The sequence below is a fragment of the Streptomyces sp. NPDC048521 genome, assembly GCF_043199855.1.
Taxonomy (GTDB): Bacteria; Actinomycetota; Actinomycetes; order Streptomycetales; family Streptomycetaceae; genus Streptomyces.
This window is the reverse complement of record NZ_JBICWR010000026.1, coordinates 24,801-49,429: the sequence shown is the minus strand read 5'-3', so window position 1 is coordinate 49,429 and position 24,629 is coordinate 24,801. Positions and strand designations below refer to the sequence as shown.

The 24,629-nt window shown below is 70.8% G+C and carries 22 protein-coding genes; 9 read left to right on the top strand and 13 right to left on the bottom strand.

Translation table 11 applies throughout. From position 1 onward, the window contains the following. Positions 1 to 9: 9 nt before the first annotated feature. The 5 genes from ACGFRF_RS37720 to ACGFRF_RS37700 form a co-directional block, all read right to left on the bottom strand. Positions 10 to 231: a hypothetical protein gene (locus ACGFRF_RS37720; RefSeq protein ID WP_393747953.1), complete on the bottom strand. Its 222-nt coding sequence runs from the start codon at positions 229 to 231 to the stop codon at positions 10 to 12. A 258-nt stretch (positions 232 to 489) separates the two neighbouring features. Next, entirely contained in the window at positions 490 to 2,163 is a 1,674-nt protein-coding gene (locus ACGFRF_RS37715) for a glycoside hydrolase family 13 protein (protein WP_393747951.1), read from the bottom strand. Between the two features lie 95 nt (positions 2,164 to 2,258). Further along, a complete protein-coding gene (locus ACGFRF_RS37710) occupies positions 2,259 to 3,092 on the bottom strand; it encodes a carbohydrate ABC transporter permease (protein WP_393747949.1) in 834 nt (277 codons plus the stop codon). Beyond that, on the bottom strand, positions 3,089 to 4,138 hold the full coding sequence (locus ACGFRF_RS37705) for a carbohydrate ABC transporter permease (protein WP_393747947.1): 1,050 nt from the start codon (positions 4,136 to 4,138) through the stop codon (positions 3,089 to 3,091). The genes ACGFRF_RS37710 and ACGFRF_RS37705 overlap by 4 nt, the downstream gene beginning before the upstream one ends. 10 nt (positions 4,139 to 4,148) lie before the next feature. Then, positions 4,149 to 5,447, bottom strand: coding sequence for an ABC transporter substrate-binding protein (locus ACGFRF_RS37700; protein ID WP_393747945.1), 1,299 nt, complete (start codon positions 5,445 to 5,447; stop codon positions 4,149 to 4,151). 331 nt (positions 5,448 to 5,778) lie between these two features. Between ACGFRF_RS37700 and ACGFRF_RS37695 the strand changes: the two genes are divergently transcribed. Further along, positions 5,779 to 6,837 carry a LacI family DNA-binding transcriptional regulator gene (locus tag ACGFRF_RS37695; RefSeq protein ID WP_393747943.1) on the top strand — a complete coding sequence of 353 codons (1,059 nt, stop codon included), beginning with the start codon at positions 5,779 to 5,781 and terminating at the stop codon, positions 6,835 to 6,837. A gap of 97 nt (positions 6,838 to 6,934) precedes the next feature. Next, a complete protein-coding gene (locus ACGFRF_RS37690; protein ID WP_393747941.1) occupies positions 6,935 to 7,918 on the top strand; it encodes an NAD-dependent epimerase/dehydratase family protein in 984 nt (327 codons plus the stop codon). 425 nt (positions 7,919 to 8,343) lie between these two features. On the opposite strand, the gene ACGFRF_RS37685 is transcribed toward ACGFRF_RS37690, so the two are convergent. The 5 genes from ACGFRF_RS37685 to ACGFRF_RS37665 form a co-directional block, all read right to left on the bottom strand. Further along, entirely contained in the window at positions 8,344 to 8,490 is a 147-nt protein-coding gene (locus ACGFRF_RS37685; protein ID WP_393747939.1) for a hypothetical protein, read from the bottom strand. 105 nt (positions 8,491 to 8,595) lie between these two features. Then, entirely contained in the window at positions 8,596 to 10,260 is a 1,665-nt protein-coding gene (locus tag ACGFRF_RS37680; protein WP_393747937.1) for a GMC family oxidoreductase N-terminal domain-containing protein, read from the bottom strand. Beyond that, a complete protein-coding gene (locus tag ACGFRF_RS37675) occupies positions 10,257 to 10,943 on the bottom strand; it encodes a FadR/GntR family transcriptional regulator (RefSeq protein WP_393747935.1) in 687 nt (228 codons plus the stop codon). The genes ACGFRF_RS37680 and ACGFRF_RS37675 overlap by 4 nt, the downstream gene beginning before the upstream one ends. Positions 10,944 to 11,098: 155 nt before the next feature. Next, the gene (locus ACGFRF_RS37670; RefSeq protein ID WP_393747933.1) at positions 11,099 to 12,175 is read right to left on the bottom strand and encodes a lytic polysaccharide monooxygenase; all 1,077 of its coding nucleotides are present in this window, start codon (positions 12,173 to 12,175) and stop codon (positions 11,099 to 11,101) included. Positions 12,176 to 12,291: 116 nt separating this feature from the next. Then, positions 12,292 to 13,419: a cellulose binding domain-containing protein gene (locus ACGFRF_RS37665; protein ID WP_393747931.1), complete on the bottom strand. Its 1,128-nt coding sequence runs from the start codon at positions 13,417 to 13,419 to the stop codon at positions 12,292 to 12,294. A gap of 328 nt (positions 13,420 to 13,747) precedes the next feature. Between ACGFRF_RS37665 and ACGFRF_RS37660 the strand changes: the two genes are divergently transcribed. Further along, positions 13,748 to 14,974: a glycoside hydrolase family 88 protein gene (locus tag ACGFRF_RS37660; protein ID WP_393747929.1), complete on the top strand. Its 1,227-nt coding sequence runs from the start codon at positions 13,748 to 13,750 to the stop codon at positions 14,972 to 14,974. A 188-nt stretch (positions 14,975 to 15,162) separates the two neighbouring features. Here the strand turns inward: ACGFRF_RS37660 and sigJ are convergent, their stop codons facing one another. From sigJ to ACGFRF_RS37645, 3 genes are all read right to left on the bottom strand, one after another. Beyond that, entirely contained in the window at positions 15,163 to 16,077 is a 915-nt protein-coding gene (sigJ, locus tag ACGFRF_RS37655) for an RNA polymerase sigma factor SigJ (protein ID WP_393747927.1), read from the bottom strand. A 138-nt stretch (positions 16,078 to 16,215) separates the two neighbouring features. Then, entirely contained in the window at positions 16,216 to 16,440 is a 225-nt protein-coding gene (locus ACGFRF_RS37650; protein WP_393748033.1) for a hypothetical protein, read from the bottom strand. 152 nt (positions 16,441 to 16,592) lie between these two features. After that, positions 16,593 to 16,976 carry a hypothetical protein gene (locus tag ACGFRF_RS37645; RefSeq protein WP_393747925.1) on the bottom strand — a complete coding sequence of 128 codons (384 nt, stop codon included), beginning with the start codon at positions 16,974 to 16,976 and terminating at the stop codon, positions 16,593 to 16,595. Positions 16,977 to 17,543: 567 nt separating this feature from the next. Here ACGFRF_RS37645 and ACGFRF_RS37640 point away from each other — a divergent pair. The 6 genes from ACGFRF_RS37640 (at position 17,544) to ACGFRF_RS37615 (ending at position 24,583) form a co-directional block, all read left to right on the top strand. Continuing rightward, a complete protein-coding gene (locus tag ACGFRF_RS37640; RefSeq protein WP_393747924.1) occupies positions 17,544 to 17,783 on the top strand; it encodes a hypothetical protein in 240 nt (79 codons plus the stop codon). A 528-nt stretch (positions 17,784 to 18,311) separates the two neighbouring features. After that, positions 18,312 to 19,133, top strand: a complete 822-nt coding sequence (locus tag ACGFRF_RS37635) for a hypothetical protein (RefSeq protein ID WP_393747922.1) — start codon at positions 18,312 to 18,314, stop codon at positions 19,131 to 19,133. 298 nt (positions 19,134 to 19,431) lie between these two features. Beyond that, positions 19,432 to 20,718, top strand: coding sequence for a M20 family metallopeptidase (locus tag ACGFRF_RS37630; RefSeq protein WP_393747920.1), 1,287 nt, complete (start codon positions 19,432 to 19,434; stop codon positions 20,716 to 20,718). A gap of 448 nt (positions 20,719 to 21,166) precedes the next feature. Next, positions 21,167 to 21,616 carry a septal ring lytic transglycosylase RlpA family protein gene (locus ACGFRF_RS37625; protein ID WP_393747918.1) on the top strand — a complete coding sequence of 150 codons (450 nt, stop codon included), beginning with the start codon at positions 21,167 to 21,169 and terminating at the stop codon, positions 21,614 to 21,616. Positions 21,617 to 21,684: 68 nt separating this feature from the next. Next, positions 21,685 to 22,827: a glycoside hydrolase family 19 protein gene (locus ACGFRF_RS37620; protein WP_393747916.1), complete on the top strand. Its 1,143-nt coding sequence runs from the start codon at positions 21,685 to 21,687 to the stop codon at positions 22,825 to 22,827. Positions 22,828 to 22,987: 160 nt separating this feature from the next. Continuing rightward, a complete protein-coding gene (locus ACGFRF_RS37615; protein ID WP_393747914.1) occupies positions 22,988 to 24,583 on the top strand; it encodes a glycoside hydrolase family 30 beta sandwich domain-containing protein in 1,596 nt (531 codons plus the stop codon). Positions 24,584 to 24,629 lie beyond the last annotated feature (46 nt).

The window sequence follows — 24,629 nt, the reverse complement described above, 5'->3', positions numbered from 1 at the left end:
CGCGCCCGGTCAGGCCTGCTCGGGCAGCCCGAAGACCGCGCATGTGGTGGTGGCGTGGGCGTTGACCTTTGCGGCGGCGGTGCCGGTCACCCTGGCCCCGGCGGTCGCGGTGGCGCGGCCCGCCTGGAGCACGGTGCCCTCGCCGCGCAGGGTCGGGGCGGCCCACCGCGGCCGGGGCGCGCCCGTCGCCTGGGCCCGTACGGGCACCTTGCTGCTCGCGGGAGCCGGCATGGTTCATCCAGGACCTGCGCGTCGAACAGGCCACGAGATCGCCGACGACCGCGACCTGCCGGCCGAGGCCCGCGGAGCGTGAGCTGCTGGCACAGCTCAACCGCTGGCCGCGCCAGTCCGCGTCTGCCCCGAGGCGGTGCGCGAGATCGATGAGGTCGGCCAGTCGCAGCACCCGTCGGACGAACCGCCCCGAGGGCGCACCTCCGGCGTTGCGCGTCAAAGGTGCGCCGGCAGTCGGCTGCCGTTCCGCGAAGTCGCCTACACCGCGAGCCAGGCCGCGTGGTCGGGTGCCAGCAGGCCGTCCTCGACGGGTCCGCTCGACAGCAGGAGCGAGGTGTGGGCGGGCAGCCGGTACGCCTCGGCCGAGAGGTTGACCAGGCAGACGAAGCCGGGGTCGCGGCGGAAGGCCAGGACTCCCTCGGGGGCGTCCAGCCAGGTGAGGGTGCCGTCACCGAGCGCGGGATGCTCACGGCGCAGGCCCAGCGCCCTGCGGTACAGCGCCAGCATCGATGTCTCGTCCCCCTCCTGCGCCTCGACGCTCAACTGGCCCCACTCGGCGGGCTGCGGCAACCAGGGCGCGGCGGTGGCGTCCTCGGGGCTGAAGCCGTACGGCGCCGCCTCTCCGGACCACGGGATGGGCACGCGGCAGCCGTCGCGGCCCCGGTCGGTGTGCCCGGACCTCTCCCAGACGGAGTCCTGGAGCACGTCCTCGGGGAGGTCCTCGACCTCCGGCAGGCCCAACTCCTCACCCTGGTAGATGTAGGCGCCGCCGGGCAGGGCGAGCATGAGCAGGGCGGCCGCGCGGGCACGGCGCGTACCCAGTTCGAGGTCCGCGGGGCCCTCGGGACGGTACGGCTCGTTGGCCGTCCATCGCTTGACCGCCCTGCGGCCGTAGCGGCTCGGGTGACGCATGACGTCGTGGTTGGACAGCACCCAGGTGGCCGGCGCGCCCACCGCGCCCAGCATGGCGAGCGAGTCGTCGATGACCGCACGCAGGTCCTTGGCGTCCCAACCGGACATCAGGAAGTCGAAGTTGAAGGCAGTGTGCAGGCCGTCCCGGCGGACGTACGCGGCGAGCCGCTCAGGTGTGTCGGCCCAGGCCTCGGCGACGAACGAGCGGTCGCCGGGGAACTCGTCGGCCACCTTGCGCCAGGCGCGGTAGATGTCGTGGACCTCGTCACGGTCCCAGTGGGGGTGATCGATGTGCTGCCGGGGCCGCTCGTCCGCCGCGTCGCGGGAGAGCAGGGGGCCGAGCACCGCCGGTTCCTGGCGGGGCGGCAGGTCGGGCAGTTCGGGGTGCTTGACGAGTCCGTGGGCGACGTCGATGCGGAATCCGTCCACCCCCCGGCTGAACCAGAAGCGCAGGACCGACTCGAACTCGGCGCGCACGTCGGGGTGTTCCCAGTTGAGGTCGGGCTGCTGCGGTGCGAACAGGTGCAGGTACCACTCCCCGTCGGGCAGCCGGGTCCAGGCCGGCCCGCCGAAGCAGGAGACCCAGTCGTTGGGCGGTTCGGCGCCGTCGCTTCCACGGCCGGGCCGGAAGACGTACCGCTCGCGTTCCGGGCTGCCGGGACCGGCCGCCAGCGCGGCCTGGAACCAGGCGTGCTGGTCGGAGGTGTGGTTGGGCACGATGTCCGGGATGACGCGGATGCCGTGCCGGTGCGCCTCCTCGATGAGTTGCTCGGCCTCGGCCACGGTGCCGAAGAGCGGGTCGATCGCGCGGTAGTCCGCCACGTCGTAACCGTGGTCCGCCATCGGCGACTTGTACCACGGGTTGATCCAGACGGCGTCGACGCCGAGCGACTTGAGATACGGCAGACGGGAACGGATGCCGGCGATGTCGCCGACGCCGTCTCCGTCGGCGTCGGCGAAACTGCGGATGTAGACCTGGTAGATGACGGCGCTGCGCCACCACGGTGCGGTACGGGACATGGTGTGGAGTGAGTCCTTCGAGAGTCTGGGACGGTACGAGAGTCCGGAAGGGTGCGAGAGTCCGGGACGGTGCGAGGGTCCAGGACGCGCGGTGTCTATTTGGCGGCGCCGGCGGTGAGTCCGGCGACGATACGGCGCTGGAATAGCAGGACCATGACCACCAGGGGGACGGTGACCAGGACGCCGGCCGCCATCTGGCTGCCGAACGGGGTCTCGAACTGGGTGGCGCCGGAGAACTTGGAGATGGCGACCGGTGCCGTCTGCATGGCGGACTTGTTCGTCATCGACAGGGCGATGAGGAACTCGTTCCAGGCGGCGATGAAGGTGATGATCGCGGTGGTGAAGATGCCCGGTGCCGCGAGGGGGATGATGACCTTGCGGAACGCCTGGCCACGGGTACAGCCGTCGATCATGGCCGCGTGCTCCAGCTCGTCCGGCATCTGCCGGAAGAACGTGGTCAGGTTCCACACCGCCAGCGGCAGCGCGAACGACATGCTCGGCACGATCATGGCCTGGTAGGTGTTGATCCAGCCGATGTCCGTGAAGAGCTTCAGCAGCGGAACCACGATCGACACCACCGGGAACATCGACGTGGCGATGATCAGCGTGAGGATCAGCCGCTTGAACCGGAACTCCAGACGGGCCATCGCATACGCGGTGAACGTGGCCAGCGCCAGCGCCAGCACGGTCGTGACGCCCGCCACGATCAGGCTGTTGAGCAGCGCCCGCGTGAAGCCCTGGGAGGGGTCGAACACCGCCCGGTAGTTCTCGAACGACACCGGGGCGGGAAGCAGCGAGGTGTCGAAGATGTCGGAGGTGCGGCGCAGGCTGGAGACCAGCATCCAGTAGAAGGGGGCCAGGCAGTAGGCCACCACCGCGGCAACGCCCACGTACAGCAGCCGGCTGCGCCATTTCGCCGTCAGGGTCATGCCGCCGCCTCCGCTCGTCGCGGCGCCGGGATCCACCGGCGCCTGCTGGTGCACGCTTTCCTGCCGTCGCGGTCGCCGACGAGGTCCGCGCCGAGCAACCGGACGAAGGCGAGCGCGATGAGGAGGACGTAGAGGAAGAGGATCACGGCGTAGGCGGAGGCCGGTCCGAAGCGGACGTTGGATGCCTCGTTCTGCGCCAGCATGGACAGGGTTTCCACCGAGTTCTTCTGCGCGCCGACGAGGATGTAGGGCAGGTCGAACATCCGCAGCGCGTCCAGGCACCGGAACAGCACCGCCACCAGCAGTGCCGGTTTCACCAGGGGCAGGGTGATGTGCCAGAACTGGCGCAGGGCGCCGGCTCCGTCGATGCGGGCGGCCTCGTAGACCTCCTTGGGGATCACCTGCAGGCCGGCCAGGACCAGCAGCCCGATGAAGGGGGCGGTCTTCCACACCTCGGCGACGATGACGGCGATCTTGGCGTGGAAACCCTCGGTGGTCCACAGGATCTGGTGGCCGAGGACGGCGTTGGCGATGCCGTTGCTGTTGAAGATCCACCGCCACAGCAGGCCGGAGATGGCGGTGGGCACCGCCCAGGGGACGAGGATGCCGGCCCGGACCAGGGCCCTGCCCCGGAACGCCTTGTGCATGATCAGTGCCATCGCCACACCGATCACCGTCTCCAGCCCCACCGTGACGACCGTGAAGAAGGTGGTGTTCCAGAAGGCGTTCCAGAACCGCTCCCCGGCGGCGCCGAAGACGTCGGCGTAGTTCCGCAGCCCGACGAACGGTTCGCTGGTGCTGATGAAGCCGGTCTTCGCATCCAGCCCCTTCGGCCCGTACAGCGACTGCCGCAGCGCCATGAGGGTCGGATAGAGCACCACGATCGTCAGCACCAGCAGCGTCGGGGAGACCAGCAGGCCCGCCATCCGGCCCGACCCGGCGGTCGACCCGGTCCGGTGGCGCAGACGCACCGGTGTCGGTCGCCGCCCGGAAGCGGTGCCGGGTTCCCGCACCGGGGTGTCGGGCGGAATCGTCGTTTCGGCCATCGCTCCGCCCTCACTGCGCCGTGGACTTCTGCAGGGCGCCCTGCAGGTCCTTGAGCGCCTGCGCGCTGCTCTTGCCGCCGGTCAGCGCGGCGTAGGCCTCCTGCTGGACGGCCGAGGTCACATCGCCGTACTGCACGACCCGCGGACGCGGCACGGCACGCAGGACGGACTGCTTGAGGACGGGCAGGTACGGATACCGCTTCACCAGCGACGGCTCGTCGTACAACGCCGCGTACGGCGGGGCGAGGGAGGCGTCCTTCAGGAACGTGCTCGCGCTGTCCTCGCTGCTGAAGAACTTCATGAAGTCCAGTGCCGTGGCCTTGTTCTTCGCGGTGGACGACAGGGCGAGGTTGTGGCCGCCCAGGCTGGAGGAGCCGGGTCCGTTCAGGCCGGGCAGCGGAGCGACCGCGAACTTCCCCGCCAGTTGGCCCTTCTCGGCCAGGGCGTACACGTACGGCCAGTTGCGCAGGAATATCAGCTTGCCGAACTGGAAGGCCTGTCGGCCGTCCTCCTCCTGGTAGGTGACGGCCTCCTTGGGGATCGTCCCGTTCCTGACGGAACGAGCGAGGAAGTCCAGGCCCTTCCTGGCTTCGGGAGTGTCGACGTCCGGCTTGCCGTCGGCGTCGGTGACGACGCCGCCCGCGGAGTTCACGGCCTCGGCGAAGTTGACCGTCAGGCCCTCGTACTTCTGGAACTGACCGGCGTAGCAGGACATGCCCTCCGCCTCGGGCAGTTTCTTCACCTTGGCACAGTCGGCCGTCATCTCCGCCCAGGTGCCGGGAGGTTCGGCGATGCCGGCCTTCTTCAGCAGGTCGGTGCGGTAGTACAGCAGTCCGCCGTCCGAACTGGCCGGGGCCGCGTACAGATCGCCGCGGTACTTCGCCGTCTCCACCACGGGCTTGAGCATGCTGCGCAGCGGGAACTGCTTCTCGGGCAGGCGGTCGATCCACTGGTGGGCGGCGAACTCCGACGTCCACACGACGTCGAGGGAGAGCACCGTGTAGGCGTCGGACTTCGTCTCCGCGTTCTGGATCATCTGCTGCCGCTGCGAGTCCGCGTCCGTCGGCAGCTGCACGAAGGTGACCTTCTCCTCGGGGTGCAGCTTGTTCCAGCGGTCGATGACCTTCTGCACGACACCGGTGGCGTCCTTTCCGGCCACGTAGGTGATGGGTCCACGGCCCTCGAAGGACGTGCTCCCGGCCTGCTGCCCGGAGCCGCTGCCCCCGGTCGAGCCGCAGGCGGTGAGGAGCAGCCCGGCGGCGACGAGCGTCGCCGAGCACCGGAGGGCTCTGATGGTCCTGGTCTTCACTGTCTCTCTCCTGGTCGTGCGGAACCGAAGGCGCGGCTGGCTGCCTGTGCTGAGACTGTGCTGTCACGACGGCCTGCTGAACGAAAGTGCAGGTCAAAGCCTTGAGTGAGAGATCGGCGGTGACGACTTCCGCCCTGTCGAGACAACGCTTGCACGCTAGGAGTGCAACTAGGGGAAGTCAATCCGTAACTTGTCGGTAGCTCGAACAGAAATGGATGGCTGGTACAGCTCGTTTGCGGTCATAGAGGGGCCAATAAGCACATGCATGACGCTGTGATAGCGCTGTCATGAAAGCGTGGAGCTGAGACATGAGCCGTGCTAACTTCCCCTCATGTCACCCGCGCAACGGCACCCCACGATGGCCGACGTCGCCGAACGGGCCGGCGTCTCCCCGTCCACCGTCTCCCGCACCCTGCGCGGCCTGCCGACCGTCTCGCCGGAGGTCCGCGCCCGAGTCGAACAGGCCGCCCGTGAGCTGAACTTCGCGGTCTCGCGGCAGGCCGCGAGCCTCGTCACGGGAAAGACCGGGGTCGTGGCGGTGCTCGTCCCCACACTCAACTCGTGGTTCATGGGATCGGCGCTGTCCAGCCTGGGCCCCCTGCTGCGCGCGGCCGGCATGGAGCTGAACGTCTATGTCATCCCGGACCTGGCCGAGCGCACCTCGTTCTTCGAACGTCTCCCGGCCCGCCGGAACGCCGACGCGCTGCTGGTCTTCGGATTCGACCTCACCGCCGAGGAGACCGCACGGCTGGACGACCTCGGCATGCCGGTCATCTACGTCAGCCAGCACGCCGAGGGCCGACCGAGCGTGTACGTCGACGATGTCGCCGGAGCCTTGAAGGCCACGCGGCACCTGCTCAACCTCGGGCACCGCCGGATCGCGTTCGCGCCGACCACGGGGGCCAGTGGCTTCAGCTTCAGCTCGCGCGAGCGCCTGCTGGGCTACCGGCAGGCGCTCACCGAGGCGGGCATCCCGGTCGACGACGAGCTGGTGGTCACGATGGCGGCCGACGACAAGCGCGGCCTCGTCGCCGGAATCGGACAGCTGCTGAGTCTGCGGGAACCGCCCACCGCACTCTTCGCCGAACAGGACGAGCTGGCCGTGGCCGTCATCCACACCCTGCGCCAGGCGAGGATCCAGGTGCCGGAACGGATGTCCGTCATCGGCTTCGACGACCACCAGGTGGCCGAGTGGTTCGATCTGTCCACGGTGGCCCAGTCACCGTCGGACATGGGTCGGCTGGCCGGAGAACTGGCTCTGCAGCTCATCGACGACGCCGAGGCGGAGACCACGCGGCACGTCGTGCTGCCCACCCAGCTGATCCCGCGGGCCACCACCGCCCCGCGGGCCGCGGCCCGGGAGGACGAGGAGACCGCGCAGCCCTCGTAGAGACGTCTGCCTCCTGAACCCCCGTCGATGTCACAGGGCGCCGGGCTGTCTCGTCCAGATCCCGGAAACCGACTTCGGGATCAGGAAGGTGATGGTCATGCGGGTGTTCGTGGCAGGCGGGAGCGGGGTTCTGGGCCGGCGGCTGGTGTCGCAGCTGGTGGCCCGGGGCCACCAGGTGACGGCCACGACGACGAGTCCGGCCAAGGTGGAGCTGCTGACGCGACTGGGCGCCGAAGGGGTCGTGATGGACGGGCTGGATGCCGTCTCGGTCGGTGAGGCGGTGGCCGGGGCCCGGCCGGACACGATCGTGAACCAGATGACGGGCCTGTCCCAGGCACACGCCGGCAAGCCCGACCCGCGGAAGGCCCACCGCTTCTTCGCCGCCACCAACCGGCTCCGCACCGAAGGGATCGACCATCTGCTGGCCGCTGCCGAGGCGACCGGCGTCGACCACGTCGTCACGCAGAGCCACGCCAGCTTCAACGGGATCCGCGAGGGTGGGTGGGTCAAGACCGAGGAGGATCCGCTGGAGGTGGTGGAGGGGACCAAGGCGATCGGCCACCTCGAGGACGCCGTCGTCAGGGCCGGTGGTGCGGCCCTGCGCTACGGCGCGTTCTACGGGCCGGGTGCCGACGACGATCAGGTCACGATGGTGCGCAAGCGGATGTTCCCGCTCGTCGGGGGCGGCACCGGCTACACCTCCTGGGTGCACGTCGACGACGCGGCGAGCGCCACCGTCCTGGCCGTGGAGCAGAAGGCCAGGGGTGTGTTCAACATCGTCGACGACGAGCCGGCACCGGTCAGCGAGTGGCTTCCCTACCTCGCGCGGTGCGCCGGGGCCAAGCCGCCGCGCCGGCTCCCGGCGTGGCTCGCCCGGCTGCTGGCCGGCGAGATGGTGGTCGGCATGATGACCGAGGGGCGCGGCTTCTCCAACACCAAGGCCAGGCGGGAGCTGGGATGGGAACCGCGGTTCCCGTCGTGGCGCCAGGGGTTCCGCGCGGAGCTGGGCCGACCCGCCGCGACCGCCGTCGGGCAAGAGACCGACGCGGCCCGGCGACAGGGGACGCCCGGCCGTACGTGACCGTGTCGTGGCGTCCGGCACGGACGCGGCCGACTGCTCGGGCGGGGGGGGGGGGGGGGCCCGGGCCGCGGGGGCGGGGGGGGGGGGGGGGCCGGAAGGGTGAAGGGGGGACACCCCGCGGGCCCGCCCCCGGGGGTTACCCGCGCCCCCCGGCGCGGGCGCCGCGGCGCGGGACCGCGGGGTGGGGGGCGGGGCCGGGGGGGGGGGCCGGGGGCCCCGCCCGCCCCCCCCCCCCCCCCCCCCCCCCCCCCCCCCCCCCCGGCGCCGGGAGGAGCACTCCGGGATCGCGAGGCCACCCTGGTCGGCCCCCTGTCCAGTGAACGCGCCCCGGAAGGGCTGCTGCGGCAGATCGAGGACGCGAAGGCGGTGGGAGCACGGATCGTGCACGGGGGGTCACCGCGTCGACCGCCCCGGGATCTGCCGCGTCAGCGGCGAGTGCGCCACCTGGCGAGGAGCCGCTGAGCCTGGGCGCGGCGGCGCGGGTCGGACGCGGTGCGGCGCACCTGGTCGATCGTGCGCCGCCCCTGTGGGCTCCTCGCGAACTGCTTGATCCGCTCCAGTACTCCGGACACGGCACTCCTTCCCCTCCGGGCTGTCCCCGGCTCGCTGCCGGAACTCCGTCCTCCTCCGGCTACCCGGCGGCCGGGGGTTCAGACCGTGGTCCGCGCAACGCCCCGTCACCGGCTGACGCCAAGGTGCGCCTCCGTGATCGCCAGGGAGGCCGCCATGATGGTCAGCTGAGGGTTCACCTGCGGACAGCTGGGGAGTACCGAGGCGTCCGTGATCAGTACTCCGTGTACTCCGCGCAGACGTCCCAGCGGGTCGGTGGGGAAGTGCTGGGGGTTCGCGCCCGCGGCGACCGTCCCGGTGGGGTGGTAGGCCGACAGGTGGAGCTCTCGTGCGCGGGTGCGCGCGAGGACGGCCTCCAGTTCCGTGAGGCTGTGGACGCGGGGCGCGCGGGGGACGCCGGTGAGTACTTCCTCGGCGCCGGCGGCGAACAGCAACCGGCCCATGGCGCGGACCGCCCGCATCAGACGGCCTGCGTCACGGGGGTGCAACTGGTAGTGCGGCAGCGTGCGGTGGCGGCCCAGGACACGGCCCGAGGGCCGGTCGGCGATCATCGCGCCGAGTGTGGCGAGCCGGTCGGCGCTGTCCAGTTCGTGGCGCAGTTCGGCGCCGAGCCCGGGGAGGATGAAGGAGCCCATGCCGGGCGGGGTGGCGGTGGCCTCGATGAGGATCCCCTCGGCGTGGTGTTGCTCCACGCCGACGCTCTGCAGCACGCCCTCCCAGGCCGTGACCGGTGCGGCGAAGCGTCCGGCGACGCTCGTGGCCGGGTGGACGCTGAGGTTGCGGCCGAGGCGGGGGTGCCGGCCGAGGCCGGAGCGGCGCAGCAGGGGCGGGGACTGCAGGGCGCCCGCCGCGACCACGACCAGCGGCGCGAGGATCTCGAACCCGCCGTCCTCCTCCCGCCGTACGCGCACCCCCGCGGCGCGTGGTCCTCCGGGGCGGTCCGTGTCGACGATGATGCGCTCGACCCGGGCCTCGGTGACGATGCGGGCGCCGGCGGAGCAGGCGTCGGGCAGTACGGAGAGCTGAACGCTCTGCTTGGCGCCCGTGGGGCAGCCCACCACGCACTGGCAGGAACCTTGGCAGCCGGGCGCGTTGCGGCGCAGGGGTGCGGCCTGCCAGCCGAGCCGGCGGGCGCCGGTCAGCGCGATGCGGCCGTTGCTGCCGAGGACGTCCAGGGGTTGGGTGGCCACCCGCAGAATGCGTTCGGCCTCGTCCAGGTGACGGTCGAAGCCGTCGGCGCGGCCGGGCTCGCCACGCCAGCGGGGCGTGAGGAACGTGGCGGGCTCCTCCCGTCGCGGGAAGCGGAAACCGGCGAGGAACGGCAGGAGTTGCGTGCCGAGCGGAAAGCGCAGGGTGCCGGTGCCGATCCGCGCGCCGTCCTCGTAGAGGGTGTACGGCAGTACGGTCATCGAGGTGAGGGGCCTGCGCAGGGTGACGGACTTCCAGCCGTCGAGGGTGAGCCGACGGCCGTCGGCGGTGAACGTCACGCGGTAGCGGATACGGCGTCGGGCGAGTGGTGAGATCTCCAACTCGCCAGCGGCGGACGGATCGTCGGCCCATCCGGTGATCCGTACCCGTCCGGTGGCTCGGGCCTCGGTCGTGCCGAGCGGTCGTATGATGCGGTCGGCCGAGACCGTGAGATCGAGGCGGACCCGGCGGGTGCGGGGTTCGTCGTCCAGCCGCAGGGTGCCGAGCATCGTCTCGCCGAAGACGGTGCCGCGAGCGGATGAACCGCTGCCCGGGGCCGTGCGCGAGGTCGTCATCGCGCTCATGCCAGACCCTCCAGCATGATCCGTTCGGTCGCGGTCAGATACTGCTCGGCCGCCCGCCGGGCGCCGGCCTCGTCACCGGCCTCCACCGCGGCGACCACCGGCTCCAGGCGCTCCCGGGCCGCCTGAGCGTCCGTGAACGGTCCCCTGAGTGCGGCGCGCACGGGCAGGTAGGCGTTGAAGAGCGTGTTGGTCAGCAGGACGTAGACACGATTGCCGGTGGCGCGGGCCAGGGCCCGGTGCACCTCGATGTCCGCGAGCTGGACGGCATCGGCGTCCGCCGCGCCCCCCACGGCCGTCAACAGGCCGCGCAGCTCGGCGCGTTGCCGGTCGCTCGCCCGGGCCGCCGCGCGCTCGGCGATCAACGCTCCGATGCTGCGCCGGACTTCGAAGACCTCGCCGATCCAGTCGGGGCTGTGCCGTACCAGCATGGGCAGCAGGTCGGCACCGCCCAGGCGCAGGTAGTCCCGTACGCGGGTGCCGACGCCGTGGCGGGTCTCCAGCAGCCCGGCCTGCATGAGCCGCCCGAAAGCGTGTTTGAGGGTGGTGCGGGTGACGCCGTAGCCGTCGGCCAGTGTGCGTTCCGGTGGCAGGTAACTGCCCGCCGGGTGGCGCCCGGTGAGGATGTCCTCACGCAGACGGCCCTCCAGGACATCGACGATGGTTTCGCGGGGCAGTGCCTCCATACCGTCCCTCCAAGTGGCTCAGTGGATGAGCCACTCAACCAGCGTGCCGTCGCGGCGTCAACGGCCGGGGCGCGCACAGCGTGTCCCGGCTCGCTGCCGGCACCTCGGGAGGCGGGCCGGCAGCGAGTCGGTACGGGGACGAGACGGGTGCGGGGCTACGGCGTGACGCAACCGATCGAGCCGACCGGGAGGTTGTTGCCGGTCGAGGTGGCGGTGAAACCGAAGGTGACGCTGCCGTCGGCGGCTATGGTCCGGTTGTGGTCCACGTTGTGCACGGTGACCGTGCCGTCGGTGGCGGTGGACAGCGAACCGTTCCACACACTGTTGATCCTGGTGCCCGCCCCGGGCTTCCAGGCCACGGCCCAACCGTTGACCGGCGAGGTGCCGTGGTTCATGACCTCGACGGAGGCCTGGAATCCGCCGCTCCAGGAGTTCACCACGGAGTACACGGCCATGCAGGAACCGGTGTGCGGATCCGTCGGGGTCGGGGTGGGGGTCGGCGTCGGCGTGCTGCCGGAGTCGCGGATGCCGGTCACCTCACCATGACCGCCGTCGAAGACGATGTCGGAGCAGGAGAAGAAGTTCTCCTGGCTGTCGGAGCGCACCCACTGGATGAAGAGCAGGGCGTCACCGGAGCGACCGGAGGGAAGCTTCAGGTCCCAGTAGTAGTGGCCGCCGTCGGTGCCGGGCGAGCCCGCTTGCGGCGGATTCGTGACCGTCTGGATCAGGTCGAGGTCGCCCCAGGCCGGCGGTGAGGTGGGAGACCAGCCGGGCTTGGTGAGATAGACCCGGAAGTCCCCCGGGTGCGCCGCCCAGTTGCTGTACTGCGCCTGGATCGTGGCACCGCTGGTCAGATGGGTTCTCGGCCAGTCCGAGCGGGCCGCGTTGTAGGCGGAGAAGTCGTACGGCGACCGGTCGCCGGCGCTGCACAGGGTACCGTCCGGGACATAACCGGCCCCCCGCCCACCGGCGTTGGAGTCGAGGACGGCGAACCAGTTGTACAGGGCGCTCGGCCCGCTCTTGGCGAGCGCGTCCCGGCATGCCGGGTTGGTCGGGTCCAGCCCGCCGGTCGCGGTGCGGGCGTCCAGGTAACACAGGTAGGTGCGGGAACCGGGCAGCATCGCCACCCCATGGGCCTGTGCACTGCCCTGCCCCAGGAGGGCCAGACCGAGTGCCGTCAGCAGTGTGGCCAAGGCGGCCACCACCGACATGAGTGTGCTGCGTCGTGCCATGTGTACTCCCTTTCTGGTTCTTCCCTTTGGGCGCGAGGTCCTCTTCTTCCCTTTGGGCGCGAGCGGCGGGGCCGTGCGGGCAGGCGCCGTCGGTCGCGCACACCGCATCGGGTACGTCACGCGGTGGTGCAGGCGGTGCCGTTCAGGGTGAAACCGGCGGGCTTGGCGAAGGTGCCGCCGTAGCTGCCCTGGAACCCGAAGGACACGTGGCCGCCGGGCGCGATCCGCGCGTTGTAGCCCACGTCGCTCGCCGTGACCGCTCCCGAGGACGGAGTGATCCCCGCGCTCCAGGCGCTGGTGATCCGCTGGCCCGCCGGCAGGGTGAACGCGAGCTTCCAGCCGTCGACCGGGGTGGAACCGGTGTTGGCGACGGTGACGTCCGAGGTGAAGCCGCCCTGCCAGACGTTCGTCGTGTACGCCACCTGGCACGCCGTAGAACCGCCAGGACCGCCCGGGTCACCGTCGCCGGTGTCGACCGTGGAGAAGAAGGAGGTCACCGCGAGGCCCGTGCCGTTCTGCCAGGGTTCGAAGCCGGCCTGCACGCTCGTCAGGTACCAGTCGCGCTGGGCCAGTCCGCGGGAGACGGCCTGGTCGACGAAGTCCATGACGTCGAAGTTCCAGCTGGTGATGGCCGACGGGGCCACGAAGGACAGCACGTCGTTGGAGCCGTTGCTGCCGGACCACACCTGCCACTGGCGCCCGGCCACGGTGGCGGTGCCGACCTGCGAGCCCACCGGCTGGATGGAACCCACCCGGTTGAACCAGACCATGATCTCCGTACGGTTCACACCGTCGGTCCGGGGCGTGGGGTCGAGCCAGATGTCGTACGCGGCGTCGTACACCGCGTCGCCGACGTAGGAGTACGTGATGCCGGTCGGCGCACCGGCGACGGTGCTGAGCCGGGCCGGGAGGCTGGTGCCCGGCGAGCAGGTGGCGTAGTGGCAGCCGTTGTAGACGGACGGGTACGACTTCGGGGCCCCGTCGGTCGGTACCGACCCGTCGGCCCGGGTGATCCGGAAGCCGGAATCGGTGGCGGTGATGCACTGGGGGTCGCTGGTGCCCCAGCGGTTGTTCTGGACGACGTAGCGGTCCTGGATCGTCGTCGATCCGAAGGGTTCGCAGATCGTGGTGTCCGCCCGCGCCGCCGAGGCGGTGGACACAAGCGCGGCCAGTGCGGCGAGGGAGGTGAGCAGTGCGCCCAACAGACCACGGACACTGCGGGCATGGTGCTTTGACGGTCGCATGCGGGTCCTCTCCGGGGGAAGGACGGGGCAGTGCGGGAGCGCTCCCACGATCACGGATGGGAGCGCTCCCATCCATCGCGTTCGGCACGGACTGTAGGGATGGCTCATGTCCCTGACAAGACTGTGGACGCACATACGTCGAATCGGTTTCGAAGAGCCAGGTAAGGGGTGGGGGCGCTCGCCCGGTGCGGCTGGGCCTGCCGGGCGAGCGGGACGGCGCCGAAAAAGTTCACGTACATGAACAATGCACATGTGGGTGTACGCGATGGCGTCTGCCGTGCCAGACTCGCTCAACGTCCTTGCGGCACTGATGAGTTGGAGGACAATCATGAGCATTTCCCGGCGTACCGTGCTGGCCGTGACAGCTGGTGCCACGGCGACCGCGGCCTCACCGGCACGGGCTGCGGAGGCATCCGGGGACCACGACCCGGCGTCGGCCGCCCGGGTGCTCCGTGCGGCGGCCGACTACGCGGTGGAGAAGTTGCGCGCTGTCGCGCCGGGTGTGAGCGCCTTTCCGGTCGGGACGAAGTTCGAGAAGTGGGTCTACTCCCAGAACGGTGACTGGGTGGGGGGATTCTGGCCCGGCACGCTGTGGATGGCGTATCTCTACAGCAAGGACGAGGCCTTCCGGACACTGGCCCTGGACTCGGCCCGCAAACTCGCTCCGCGCCGGTACGACACCACCACCCACGACCTCGGTTTCCTCTTCTATCCGTCATGGGTCACCGCCTGGCGGCTGACGGGCGACGACAGCTGGCGCGCGGGCGCCGTGCAAGCGGCGCAGTCGCTGATCCAGCGATACAACCCGCGCGGCCGCTTCATCCGGGCATGGGGCGCACTCGACGACCCCCGCAACGCGGGCCGCGTCATCATGGACACGATGATGAACCTCGATCTGCTGGCCTTCGCCGGCCGGCAGACAGGTGACGAGAAGTACCTCCAGATCGCCGTGGAGCACGCCAGGACGGCACAACGGGTCTTTCCCCGCCCGGACGGCTCGACCCCCCACGTGTACGACTTCGACCCCGACACCGGCGTACCGATCGGGCCGAACACCGTGCAGGGCTACAGCCCCACCTCCTGCTGGTCCCGCGGGCAGGCCTGGGGCATCTACGGGTTCACCACGATCTACCGCCGGACCGGAGATCAGCAGTTCCTGTCCACAGCACGCAAACTCGCCGACTTCGCGGTGGGAGCACTGAGCGCGGACCACGTGCCCGTGTGGGACTACCGCGCACCGCAGCAACCGCACGACATCAAGGACGCGTCGGCGGGCGCCGTCATGGCCTGCGGCCTGCTCGACCTGGCCGCCGCGACCGGCAGGCGCGAATACCGCCGGACCGCGCTGCGGATCCTCACCGCGCTGTCGGAGACCTGCCTGACGAGGACATCGGCTCGCGCGGAGGCGGTCGTCGCCCGCTGCACCCGCAACCGGCCGGCCGAGGACGGGATCGAGATCTCCCTCCCCTACGCCGACTACTACTTGCTCGAAGGCATCCTGCGCGTGCTGCAGCCTCAGGACATCGACCGGGCCATCGACCTGTCGACGCTCTGACGAACGGCGCCGCGCAGGGTCGGTGCCACCGGGCGGACGACGGCTGTCGTCGAGCGTGAGGGCCCCTCGGGGCCTCGTCCGAGAATTTCGTCGGCGACGACACGGTGCGCGTCGCGTCCACACGTCACGAGGACTGGCTCCGGCATGACCGGGGCCCGTACTCGGACCGTGTCCGTGTCATCCCTGTGTCACGGGCGGCCGGTGAGCCTGCGGGCCGATCGCTCGTACGCCCTCAGCTTGTCGGGCGCCAGCACCCAGTAGAGCCCGTCGATACCGTCCGGTCCCACGGTGACGCTCACCAGGGCGACGGCGGCCCCGTCCTGCACGATCAGGAGGCTGGGCCGGCCGTTGGCCTCGACCACGCCGTACCCGGCCCCGGGGAAGAACTTGTGGGTGAAGGCGCTGATCCTGGCCACGCGCTCGGCCCCCACGACCTCCAGCCGTGCCACGCCGCGCATGCCGTTCCCGTCGGCGTAGGAGGCGACGTCGGCCGACAGCACGTTCTCGAGTGCGGCGACGTCCCCGTGCTGCGCGGCGGCGACGAAGGCTTCGAGCAGGCGTCGGTGCTGTGCCGCCTCGACGGGTTCACGGCGCTCGGAGGACAGGCGTTTGCGGGCCCGGCTGACGATCTGCCGCGTGTTGGCCCGGCGCAGTTGCAGCATGCTCGCGATCTCGTCGTACGAGTAGTCGAACGCCTCCCGCAGGACGTAGGCCGCCCGTTCCACGGGATTCAGCTTCTGCAGGACGAGGAGCACCGCAAGCTCCAGCGCCTCGCCGCGCTCCGCGCCGACCTGCGGATCGACGCTGGTGTCCACGGGCTCCGGCAGCCACGGCCCCACGTAGGCCTCGCGGCGGACGCGCGCCGACTGGGCCACGTTGATCGCCAGACGGGTGGTGATCTTCGCCAGGAACGCGCGGGGATCCAGCACCACGCTGCGGTCGGTGCCCTGCCATCGCACCCACGCGTCCTGCACCACGTCCTCGGCCTCGGACACGCTGCCCAGGACGCGGTAGGCGATGCCGAACAGCCGTGGACGCAGCCGCTGGAAGGTGTCCGCCGCCTCGTCCAGCGAGTCGTCGGTGAGCGGCTGTGGCTCGTCCATGGTGCCGATGCCTTTCACAGGTCGACCGTCGTGCCGTCGGACCGGCGTACCTCCGGCGCACGGACGGCCCGCCACCTGTGATCCTACGGCGGTCACGCCGGGAGGACCGGGTGTGCCCTGCCTCATGGCCGGCGCGGGTCACGTCCAGCGGGTGAGGTCGCGCAGGACGGCCTGTCCCGCCGCGCGGTGCTGAGCGGCCCCGGCCGGATCCGTCTCCTCCAGCACGGCCGCGATGCCTTCGTGGGCCAGCGCTTCCTCGTACCGGTTCCCCAGCCTCGGGGCCGGCTCGAGGGCCTGCCGGTGCAGTCGTAGGGCCTCGTCGGGAAGGCCGGCAAGCCGGCAGGTCTCACGGAGAGGCACCATGTGGCCGACGTCCTACGCCCTGAAGGAGCTGACCGCCGCCGACGAGGCGCGGATCGGGGCGCTCGTGAAGACGGCTGTGGGCTGAGCCCCGTGCGGTGCCGTTCGGGAGACAGGGGCTGAGGTCCGTCGGCCGGCCGGGCGCTCACGGCACCTCACCGGGTCAGCAGGACCGCGGCGCCCAGCATGACGAGCACGGAGGCGCCACAGAACACGAGATGTGAGCGCGGGTAGTCGTACCGCTCGCGCGTCACTCCCTTGTTGATCTCCTGCGCCCACACCGTGAACAGCTTGCGGGTCGGGTACATCCCGATCGTCAGCCCGAGGAGGGCGAACGAGCACAGGACGAGCATGTCTGCCCGGGCGAAGCCGCGCCATTCTCCGAACGCCACCGCTCCGGTGCCGCACAGGACCCAGATGAAGGGATACGCCCTCCAGAACTTCTGGACCGGTATCCATGTCGCCATGGCGGAGCAGTGGATCACGAGGGCCGCGACAGCCAGCAGCCACCACCACTCCGTGGCAACGGACGTGAGCACGAACTTCCCCCCAAAAGTCTTTGGTTCGCAGAGATTAGCAGCGGGTGAAGGCGTGATGCGCTGCCGTCCCCGCGCTGTCGCTTCGGCGGAGGCCGGCCCCCACCCCTTCGGGGAACGTCGTCCTTCCGACGTGAGGGACCGCCCTGACGTAAGGGACCGCCCGTCGCGGCCGGAGATCGTCCGGCGGGGCAGCGCTTCTTCCGTGATTCGAGACGGGCCATCCACGCTTCGGTACGCGAGGCCTCGAGACAGTGGGAGCGGCCGGTGGGTGATGTGGGGGTGCAGTGGCAAGGTTCGCAGGTCAGGCCGGTGCCGTCGCGGTCCGAGATGCTGGGTGGTCGAAGGGCGGCTAGCGTGTGAGGAAAGGGCCGCGTTCCGGGGGGTACGCCCGCCGCCGCAGGCGAGGGCCCTCTGCATCGGGTCCGACAGCCCGCGTAGGCGAGCCGTACTTCCCGAGACACGGCGACATCCGTGACCGTGTCTTCCCTGTGCGGCCCCGGCCATGCCCCTCGTCCCCTTACCCCCCACGAGGGGTGGAAAGAAGGTAGGCCCATGAAAGGTCAGCGCGTGAGGCGTCTCTTCGCCGCGTCCGCGGTCGGCGTTCTCATGGCCGGTGGCACCGCCATCGGTCTGGCAGGCACGGCCTCGGCAGCCACCCCGGCGAACGCCCCCACCAACAACGGCTGCTTCTATCGCGGTGGCTGGTGGAACGGCTACTGCGACGGCTTCGGCAACCGAGGCGACCGTGGGGACTTCTACCGCAGTGGCTTCCTCAACGGTGGCGTCGTGGTGATCGTGGTGGGCTGAGGGAAGTAGGAAGGAACAGCAGCGGCACCATGTCCGCCCTCGCCGGGCCGCACGGCCACTGCCGACCGGCCCGGCGGGGGCGGCGACCGCTGCGCTGACGCGAGCAACGGCTATTCTCAGCGGTTGTCGCCGAGCTCCTGGTGCAGCCGCGGCCGATGGTCCCGGGCCCGTCGAGGACACCCCCGCCCAGCGCGAGGCAGTTGCGAGAAGTCCAGGCCCGGTTTGAGTGTTCCGATGGTACGGAACCGTCCGTCGACCCCGTCGCCCCCCTGGTTGTCGATGAGGCCGGACACGAGCGTGTCGGCGGCCGGGTCGCCGGTCTGGCCCGCGGCCTCCGTCCCGGCTTCCGCGTTCCCAACTGTCAAGGCCACAGCGTCACACCGTCCCTACGCGATGAGGGTGGCCGCTCCACACCGATGATCTTCCCTGTCTCTCTGCCGGGGCGCCCGGCGGCGATGGGACGTGGCTGAATGCCACAAAGGGGACATCATGGGAGCACAGAGGTGTCCTGGGAGCAGGGAGTGCGGCATGACGGGCGGCAAGGCGCGGTTCGACGACATCTACCACCGGCCGGACCCGCGCGCGTACTTCACGCGGTTGGCCCCGTTGGAGTACGAGATCCCGCACCACGCACAGCCGGTCTTCCGGCAGGCGGCCGCCGAACGGGCCGCACTCGACGACGGCCTGCCCGGTCGGCCCGTGGTGCTGGACGTGTGCTGTTCGTACGGCATCAACGCCGCCCTGCTCAATCACGACGTGACGCTCGCGGAGCTGTACGAGCGGTACACGTCCGAGGCGGCCCGGACGATGTCGACGGCTGAACTGGCCGCGTGGGACAGGGAGTTCTACACCCTGCGGCGGCGGCCGGACGCGCTGCCGGTGTACGGCCTCGACGTCGCCGCGCCCGCGGTGCGCTACGCCCAGGAGGCCGGTCTGCTGGAGGACGCCTTCACCGACGACCTGGAGCAGGCGCCGACCGGCCCTCGGCTGAGCCGCGCGCTGCCGGACGTCGGACTGATCACGCTGACGGGCGGCGGCAGCTATGTCACCGAGCGGACGTTCACCGCGCTGCTGAACGGTGCGCGGCGCCCCGTGTGGGTGTGCGCGTTCGTGCTGCGGACCGTGTCGTACGAGCCGGTGGTAAGGGCGCTGGCCGCGCATGGTCTGCGCACCACCGTGGACACCTCCCGCACCTACCCGCAGCGCCGGTTCACGGACGAGCGGGAGCGGCGGTTCGCGATCGAGGCGGTGCGGGCACTCGGCGGTGATCCGGCCGGCCGGGAGGAGGCCGGGCGGTTCCACAGCGTGCTGTACGACTCCCGCCCACCGCGCACGTCCGCCGGACCCTGAGCTGAACCCTTCGAGTCTCGTCCCGTGCCGCGTCCGCGAGAGCGGCACCCCGGCGCCCCTGCCTCCCACTCGGGTCTGCGGGCTCCGCGGTCGAGGAGGTCAGCGCGTCGGCACTGGCCGGCAGCCGCAATCCGCCATCCTGTCGGTACGCGGGCCTGTCCGAGTCCCGTGCGCCGGGGCCGTCGGCGTCTGTCCGGCCGACCCGGCGGTCTCTACGGTGGGGAGTACCGGCCCCCTCGTGCGACGCCGCTGCGGACCGCGCGCCGCCATGGACCTGCCCGGGAAGGAGAACGGTTGCATGACATCTCGCCCTGGGCCTTGGCACAGCACGGCGGACGCCGCCCCGTCCCCTCGGACACCCGTCGCCACCGCCGGCCCGTCCCTCCTCGACGAGGCCCGCCGCCTGGCCCCCGACGCGGTCGCCCTGCGCCGCGCACTGCACAGCGGCCCGGAACTGGACCTCGACCTGCCCGGCACGCAACGCCTGGTGCTCGACGCGCTCGACGGCCTCGGCCTGGAGGTCCGTACCGGGCGCACGTTGTCCTCCGTCACCGCGACCCTCGCCGGAGCGGCCCAGGGTCCGACGATCCTGCTGCGCGCCGACATGGACGCCTTGCCGGTGACCGAGGAGACCGGCCTGCCGTTCGCCTCGCGGACCCCCGGGCTGATGCACGCCTGCGGGCACGACGTCCATACGGCGATGCTGGTGGGCGCGGCCCGGCTGCTCGCCGAGCGGCGCGAGAAGATCGCCGGCCGCGTGGTGTTCATGTTCCAGCCCGGCGAGGAGGGCCGTCACGGAGCCCGCCGCATGATCGAAGAAGGGGTGCTGGAGGCTTCCGGAAGCAGAGCCGACGCCGCTTTCGCCCTTCACGTGCATCCGAACCTTCCCGCCGGTGCGCTGCGGTTGCGCCCCGGCCCGCAGATGGCGGCCTCCGACCGGTTCCAGGTCGTCGTCCGTGGGCGCGGCGGCCACGCCTCGGCGCCGCACACCGCCTGCGACCCGGTGCCCGTGCTCTGCGAGATCGTGCTCGCCCTCCAGACGACGGTCACCCGCGGCCTGTCCGCCGACGACAAGGCCGTCCTCAGCGTGACCCGTCTGACCGCGGGCACGGCCACGGGCGTCATCCCGGACACCGCGGAACTGTCCGGCACCCTGCGCACCCTGTCCGAGCCGACGCGGCAGAAGCTGCACGAGGCGATCACCAGGGTCGCCCACGGTGTGGCGGCGGCCCACGGAGCGACGGCGGAGGCCACCGTCGAACCCGGGTATCCGGTCACCGTCAACGACCCCGGTTTCACCGACTTCGTGCTGCGCACGGCAGCCACCACGCTCGGCGCGGAGGCGGTGGACGTCCTGACGGCCACACAGATGACCGCGGAGGACTTCTCCTACGTCCTCCGGGCCGTCCCCGGCGCCCTCGCCTTCCTGGGCGCGTGCCCACCGGACCTGGCACCGGACGAGGCCCCGTCGCTGCACTCGCCCCGGATGAGCATCGACGAGGACGTGATCGCCAGAGGCATCGCCTGCGAGGCGGCCGTGGCCCTGGCCTTCCTCGCCCAGGGCGGACCACAGCCCGCACGATGACCGACCCCGGCACACGAGCCGCCCGTCCCGGGGGACCGGCAGAGGGGGGGGAGCCTGCGGCTGGAGGCGGGCCGCAGGCCGGCCGGGGGCACCCCGCGTCCGCGCGCCAGGAGGGACCTCGCCGCGCGCCTCTCGCCACGACTGGCGCGGCAACTGGGTCAAAGCTGCCCGGACTTGGGTCCGCACACCCAGGTCGAGGGAACCTACGCGGTGTGATGCCGGATGGTCCCAAGCCGGTGCCCCGTGCCTCGTACAGAGCCTGAGTGACAGCAACTGCCCGTACAGGTAAGCGTGTTCACCTCTTGACGTGATTGGTTCAGACCTTCTACGTTCCAGGTCCCGGAACCGGTTTCCCCACAGCCCGGTGGTTCGGCCCTGTAGCTCGGCCCTGGGTTCGGCATGCCTTCCTCGCTCATTCATCGACCGCGAAAGGCTGTGATCCCCGACCGTGACCGTACAACCCCCCACGCGCTCCGCCCCGTTGAAGACCGTGCTCGCCGCCGCCGTCACGGTGTCGGCCGCACTGTTCGCCGCTCCCCCGGCACCAGCGGCCGCCGGTGCCGTCACCGGCCCGGCCGATCAGTGCTGGGCCACGCACTACGGCCCCCAGCCCCCAGGTGCCCTGACGGCCAGCGGTGAGGTGTTCGACAACAACGCCGACACCGCCGCCACATCGCTCAGCCGCCGGCCGCAGTTGCCGTTCGGGACCAGGATCCAGGTGACCAACGTGGCCAACGGCAGGTCCCTGGTGGTCCGTGTCAACGACCGAGGCACCTTCACGCAGACTCCGCAGGAACCCAAGTGCCTCGACCTGACCGACGGCGCGTTCAGCCGTCTCGGCGGAAGCCTGAACCCCGATGCCGGCCACATCGTCGTCACACAGACCGTCCTCGACTGACGCCGGTCGCGCCACCTCCTCCCCGCCCCGCCCGTATCCGGGCCCGCTCACCGGAACAGGAGCGCTCGATGGTCAACTCTCGTGTCAGACAGTCTTCTTCCGGCCGCCTCCGGCTCGGACGGTTCGTGGCCGCAGCGACGGCGGCGCTGTTCGCCACGCTGTGCGCCGTCACACCGGCTCAGGCCGCGGACGGACAGATCACCGGCCTCGCCGGGAAGTGCGTCGACGTCGCGGGCGCCGCTGGCGCCAACGGCACGCCGGTCCAGCTCTACGACTGCAACGGCACCGCCGCCCAACGCTGGTCCAACCCGGGTGACGGCACCCTCCGGGCGCTCGGCAAGTGCCTGGACGTCGTGGACCGCGGCACGGCCGACGGAGCCGCGGTGCAACTGTGGGACTGCTCCGGCGGCACCAACCAGCAATGGGTGGTCACCGCGGCTCATGACATCGTCAACCCGGCCGCGAACAAGTGCCTGGACGTACGCGACAACAGCTCCGCCAACGCGACCCGTCTGCAGATCTGGAGCTGCACCGGCGGGGCGAACCAGAAGTGGAACGCTCCGGCGAGCGGCGGAGGCGGCGGCACCCCCTCGGGATTCGTCGTCTCCGAGGCGCAGTTCAACCAGATGTTCCCGAACCGGAACTCCTTCTACACCTACAGCGGCCTGACCGCCGCCCTGAACGCCTATCCCGCGTTCGCGAACACCGGCAGCGACACCGTGCGGAAGCAGGAGGCCGCGGCGTTCCTGGCCAACGTCAGTCACGAGACGGGTGGCCTCGTCCACGTCGTGGAGCAGAACACCGCCAACTACCCCCACTACTGCGACTGGGGTCAGCCCTACGGGTGCCCCGCGGGCCAGGCGGCGTACTACGGACGCGGCCCCATCCAGCTCTCGTGGAACTTCAACTACAAGGCCGCCGGTGACGCTCTGGGCATCGATCTGCTCAACAACCCCTGGCTGGTGCAGAACGACTCCGCGGTCGCCTGGAAGACCGGGCTGTGGTACTGGAACACCCAGTCCGGACCCGGCACCATGACCCCGCACAACGCGATGGTGAACGGCGCCGGATTCGGGCAGACCATCCGCTCCATCAACGGCTCACTGGAGTGCGACGGCAAGAACCCCGCGCAGGTGCAGAGCCGCGTCGACGCCTACCAGAGGTTCACGCAGATCCTCGGTGTCAGCGCCGGCGGCAACCTGTACTGCTGACGCGGGCGACGCGCACTCCTCACGGCGGGGGCCGGCATGCGGCGCCGGCCCCGGCTGGTCCGGCCACCGTGCGGACGCCGCCGAGCAACGGCTTTACTTAAGTCTTGACTTAACAGTGAGGCGTTGCTTGGATCCACGGATCGACAAGACAGGAGACGCTGTGAGCCGTTCCCTCACCGCCATCACCGCCCTCACGGTCACGACACTGACCGCGCTGCTCGGCACGGGTCCGGCCGCACACGCGGACAGGGCGGGGACCGAAGCGCACGGACCCGGGCAGCTCGTGACCGGCACCTACTCCACCGGCGGCGCACAGGCCTGGCGACCGCTGCCGAGTGTCCGGATGACGGCCGACGCGGGCGGCACCGCCGACGCCACCGTCGTCGTCGACCCCCGTGCGGTCCGGCAGCGGTACGCGGGCATCGGCTTCTCCCTGGACGAGACGAGCGTCTCCAACCTGTGGAAGCTCACTCCCGCCAACCGTGAGAAGGCCATCCGGCTCCTGGTCGATCCCCGGCACGGCGCGGGGCTCGACCGGTTCCGGCTCACGATCGGCAGCCCCGACCTCATCGAGCACCTGCCGTTCTGGTCGGAGGACGACCTCCCGGCCGGTGTCGACGAGGACTTCGGCCTGAAGCACTTCTCCGTCCACCGGGACGTCGACCTGCACATCATCGACACGATCAAGCTCATCCAGCGCTACAACCCGAAGGCCACGTTCTTCGCCTCGGCGTGGAGCGCACCGGCGTGGATGAAGACGAACGACCGGTTCACGGGCGAGGTCGCGCTCAAGCCCGGCAGCACCACGGACTACTACCAGGTCGGCAAGTTGCGGGACGACTGCATCGACGTCTTCGCGCGCTACTACGTCAAGTTCGTGCAGGCGTACGCCCGGCACGGCATCCGCGTGGACGCCCTGACCCTGCTGAACGAGCCGGGTATGGACGTGGTGTACCCCGCCATGGACATCAGCGTCGCCCAGCAGCAGAAGCTGGCCCTGGCGATCAAGCGGGAGTTCCGCGCCGCCCGGCTCGACACCCAGCTGTACGTCCATGACTTCAACTTCTGGGACTGGCGCGACCCCAACAGCACGGCGACCAAGAACTACCACCGCATCTTCGACGACGCCCCCGACGGCTCGGTGACCGGCAAGCAGGTCCGCGGCGCGGCGGACGGCATCGCCTTCCACCCCTACTGGGGCGACCCCCAGGTGATGCGGGACGCCTACGAGCAGACGGGCAAGCCGGTCCACCTGACCGAGACGAGCGACCTGTCCCCCGCCACCGTCCTCGACGACTTCCGGCTGGACGCCGGCTCCTACATCCTGTGGGCCCAGACCACCGATCAGGACGGCGGGACCCTGCACTGGACGCCCGCCCGCGACAACACCATCGACTGGGAGAAGGTCGGCGCCACGACCAAGTGGCCGAACCGGCTGGTCACCGTGAACACCACCACCAAGGACTTCACCGTCCGCGACGAGCTGTACCCGCTGGGCCAGTTCGCCCGATACCTCTCCCCCGGTGCCGTACGCCTCGAGTCCAGCGCGGCGGAGCACGGCGTCAGCAACGTCGTCTTCCGGTCGGGCACCAACTCCTACACCGCCGTCGTCGGCAACAGCGCGGACGCCGACCGCAGGGTCCGCGTCGTCGTCGCCGGCCAGTCGTTCGTGGTGACCGTCCCGGCGGGCTCCTTCGCCACGTACCGGTGGAAGGGACGCCCTGCCCCGGGCCCCCACCACCACTCCCCCTCCTGACCGTCCACCCCATCCACAAGCCGGCGCGTCCTTTCTCGTCCCCCCC

Coding starts and splice junctions, on each gene's coding strand:
- ACGFRF_RS37720 (WP_393747953.1), bottom strand. CDS start 231: ATGCCGGCTCCCGCGAGCAGCAAGGTGCCCGTACGGGCCCAGGCGACG.
- ACGFRF_RS37715 (WP_393747951.1), bottom strand. CDS start 2,163: ATGTCCCGTACCGCACCGTGGTGGCGCAGCGCCGTCATCTACCAGGTC.
- ACGFRF_RS37710 (WP_393747949.1), bottom strand. CDS start 3,092: ATGACCCTGACGGCGAAATGGCGCAGCCGGCTGCTGTACGTGGGCGTT.
- ACGFRF_RS37705 (WP_393747947.1), bottom strand. CDS start 4,138: ATGGCCGAAACGACGATTCCGCCCGACACCCCGGTGCGGGAACCCGGC.
- ACGFRF_RS37695 (WP_393747943.1), top strand. CDS start 5,779: ATGTCACCCGCGCAACGGCACCCCACGATGGCCGACGTCGCCGAACGG.
- ACGFRF_RS37690 (WP_393747941.1), top strand. CDS start 6,935: ATGCGGGTGTTCGTGGCAGGCGGGAGCGGGGTTCTGGGCCGGCGGCTG.
- ACGFRF_RS37680 (WP_393747937.1), bottom strand. CDS start 10,260: ATGAGCGCGATGACGACCTCGCGCACGGCCCCGGGCAGCGGTTCATCC.
- ACGFRF_RS37675 (WP_393747935.1), bottom strand. CDS start 10,943: ATGGAGGCACTGCCCCGCGAAACCATCGTCGATGTCCTGGAGGGCCGT.
- ACGFRF_RS37670 (WP_393747933.1), bottom strand. CDS start 12,175: ATGGCACGACGCAGCACACTCATGTCGGTGGTGGCCGCCTTGGCCACA.
- ACGFRF_RS37665 (WP_393747931.1), bottom strand. CDS start 13,419: ATGCGACCGTCAAAGCACCATGCCCGCAGTGTCCGTGGTCTGTTGGGC.
- ACGFRF_RS37660 (WP_393747929.1), top strand. CDS start 13,748: ATGAGCATTTCCCGGCGTACCGTGCTGGCCGTGACAGCTGGTGCCACG.
- sigJ (WP_393747927.1), bottom strand. CDS start 16,077: ATGGACGAGCCACAGCCGCTCACCGACGACTCGCTGGACGAGGCGGCG.
- ACGFRF_RS37650 (WP_393748033.1), bottom strand. CDS start 16,440: ATGGTGCCTCTCCGTGAGACCTGCCGGCTTGCCGGCCTTCCCGACGAG.
- ACGFRF_RS37635 (WP_393747922.1), top strand. CDS start 18,312: ATGACGGGCGGCAAGGCGCGGTTCGACGACATCTACCACCGGCCGGAC.
- ACGFRF_RS37630 (WP_393747920.1), top strand. CDS start 19,432: ATGACATCTCGCCCTGGGCCTTGGCACAGCACGGCGGACGCCGCCCCG.
- ACGFRF_RS37620 (WP_393747916.1), top strand. CDS start 21,685: ATGGTCAACTCTCGTGTCAGACAGTCTTCTTCCGGCCGCCTCCGGCTC.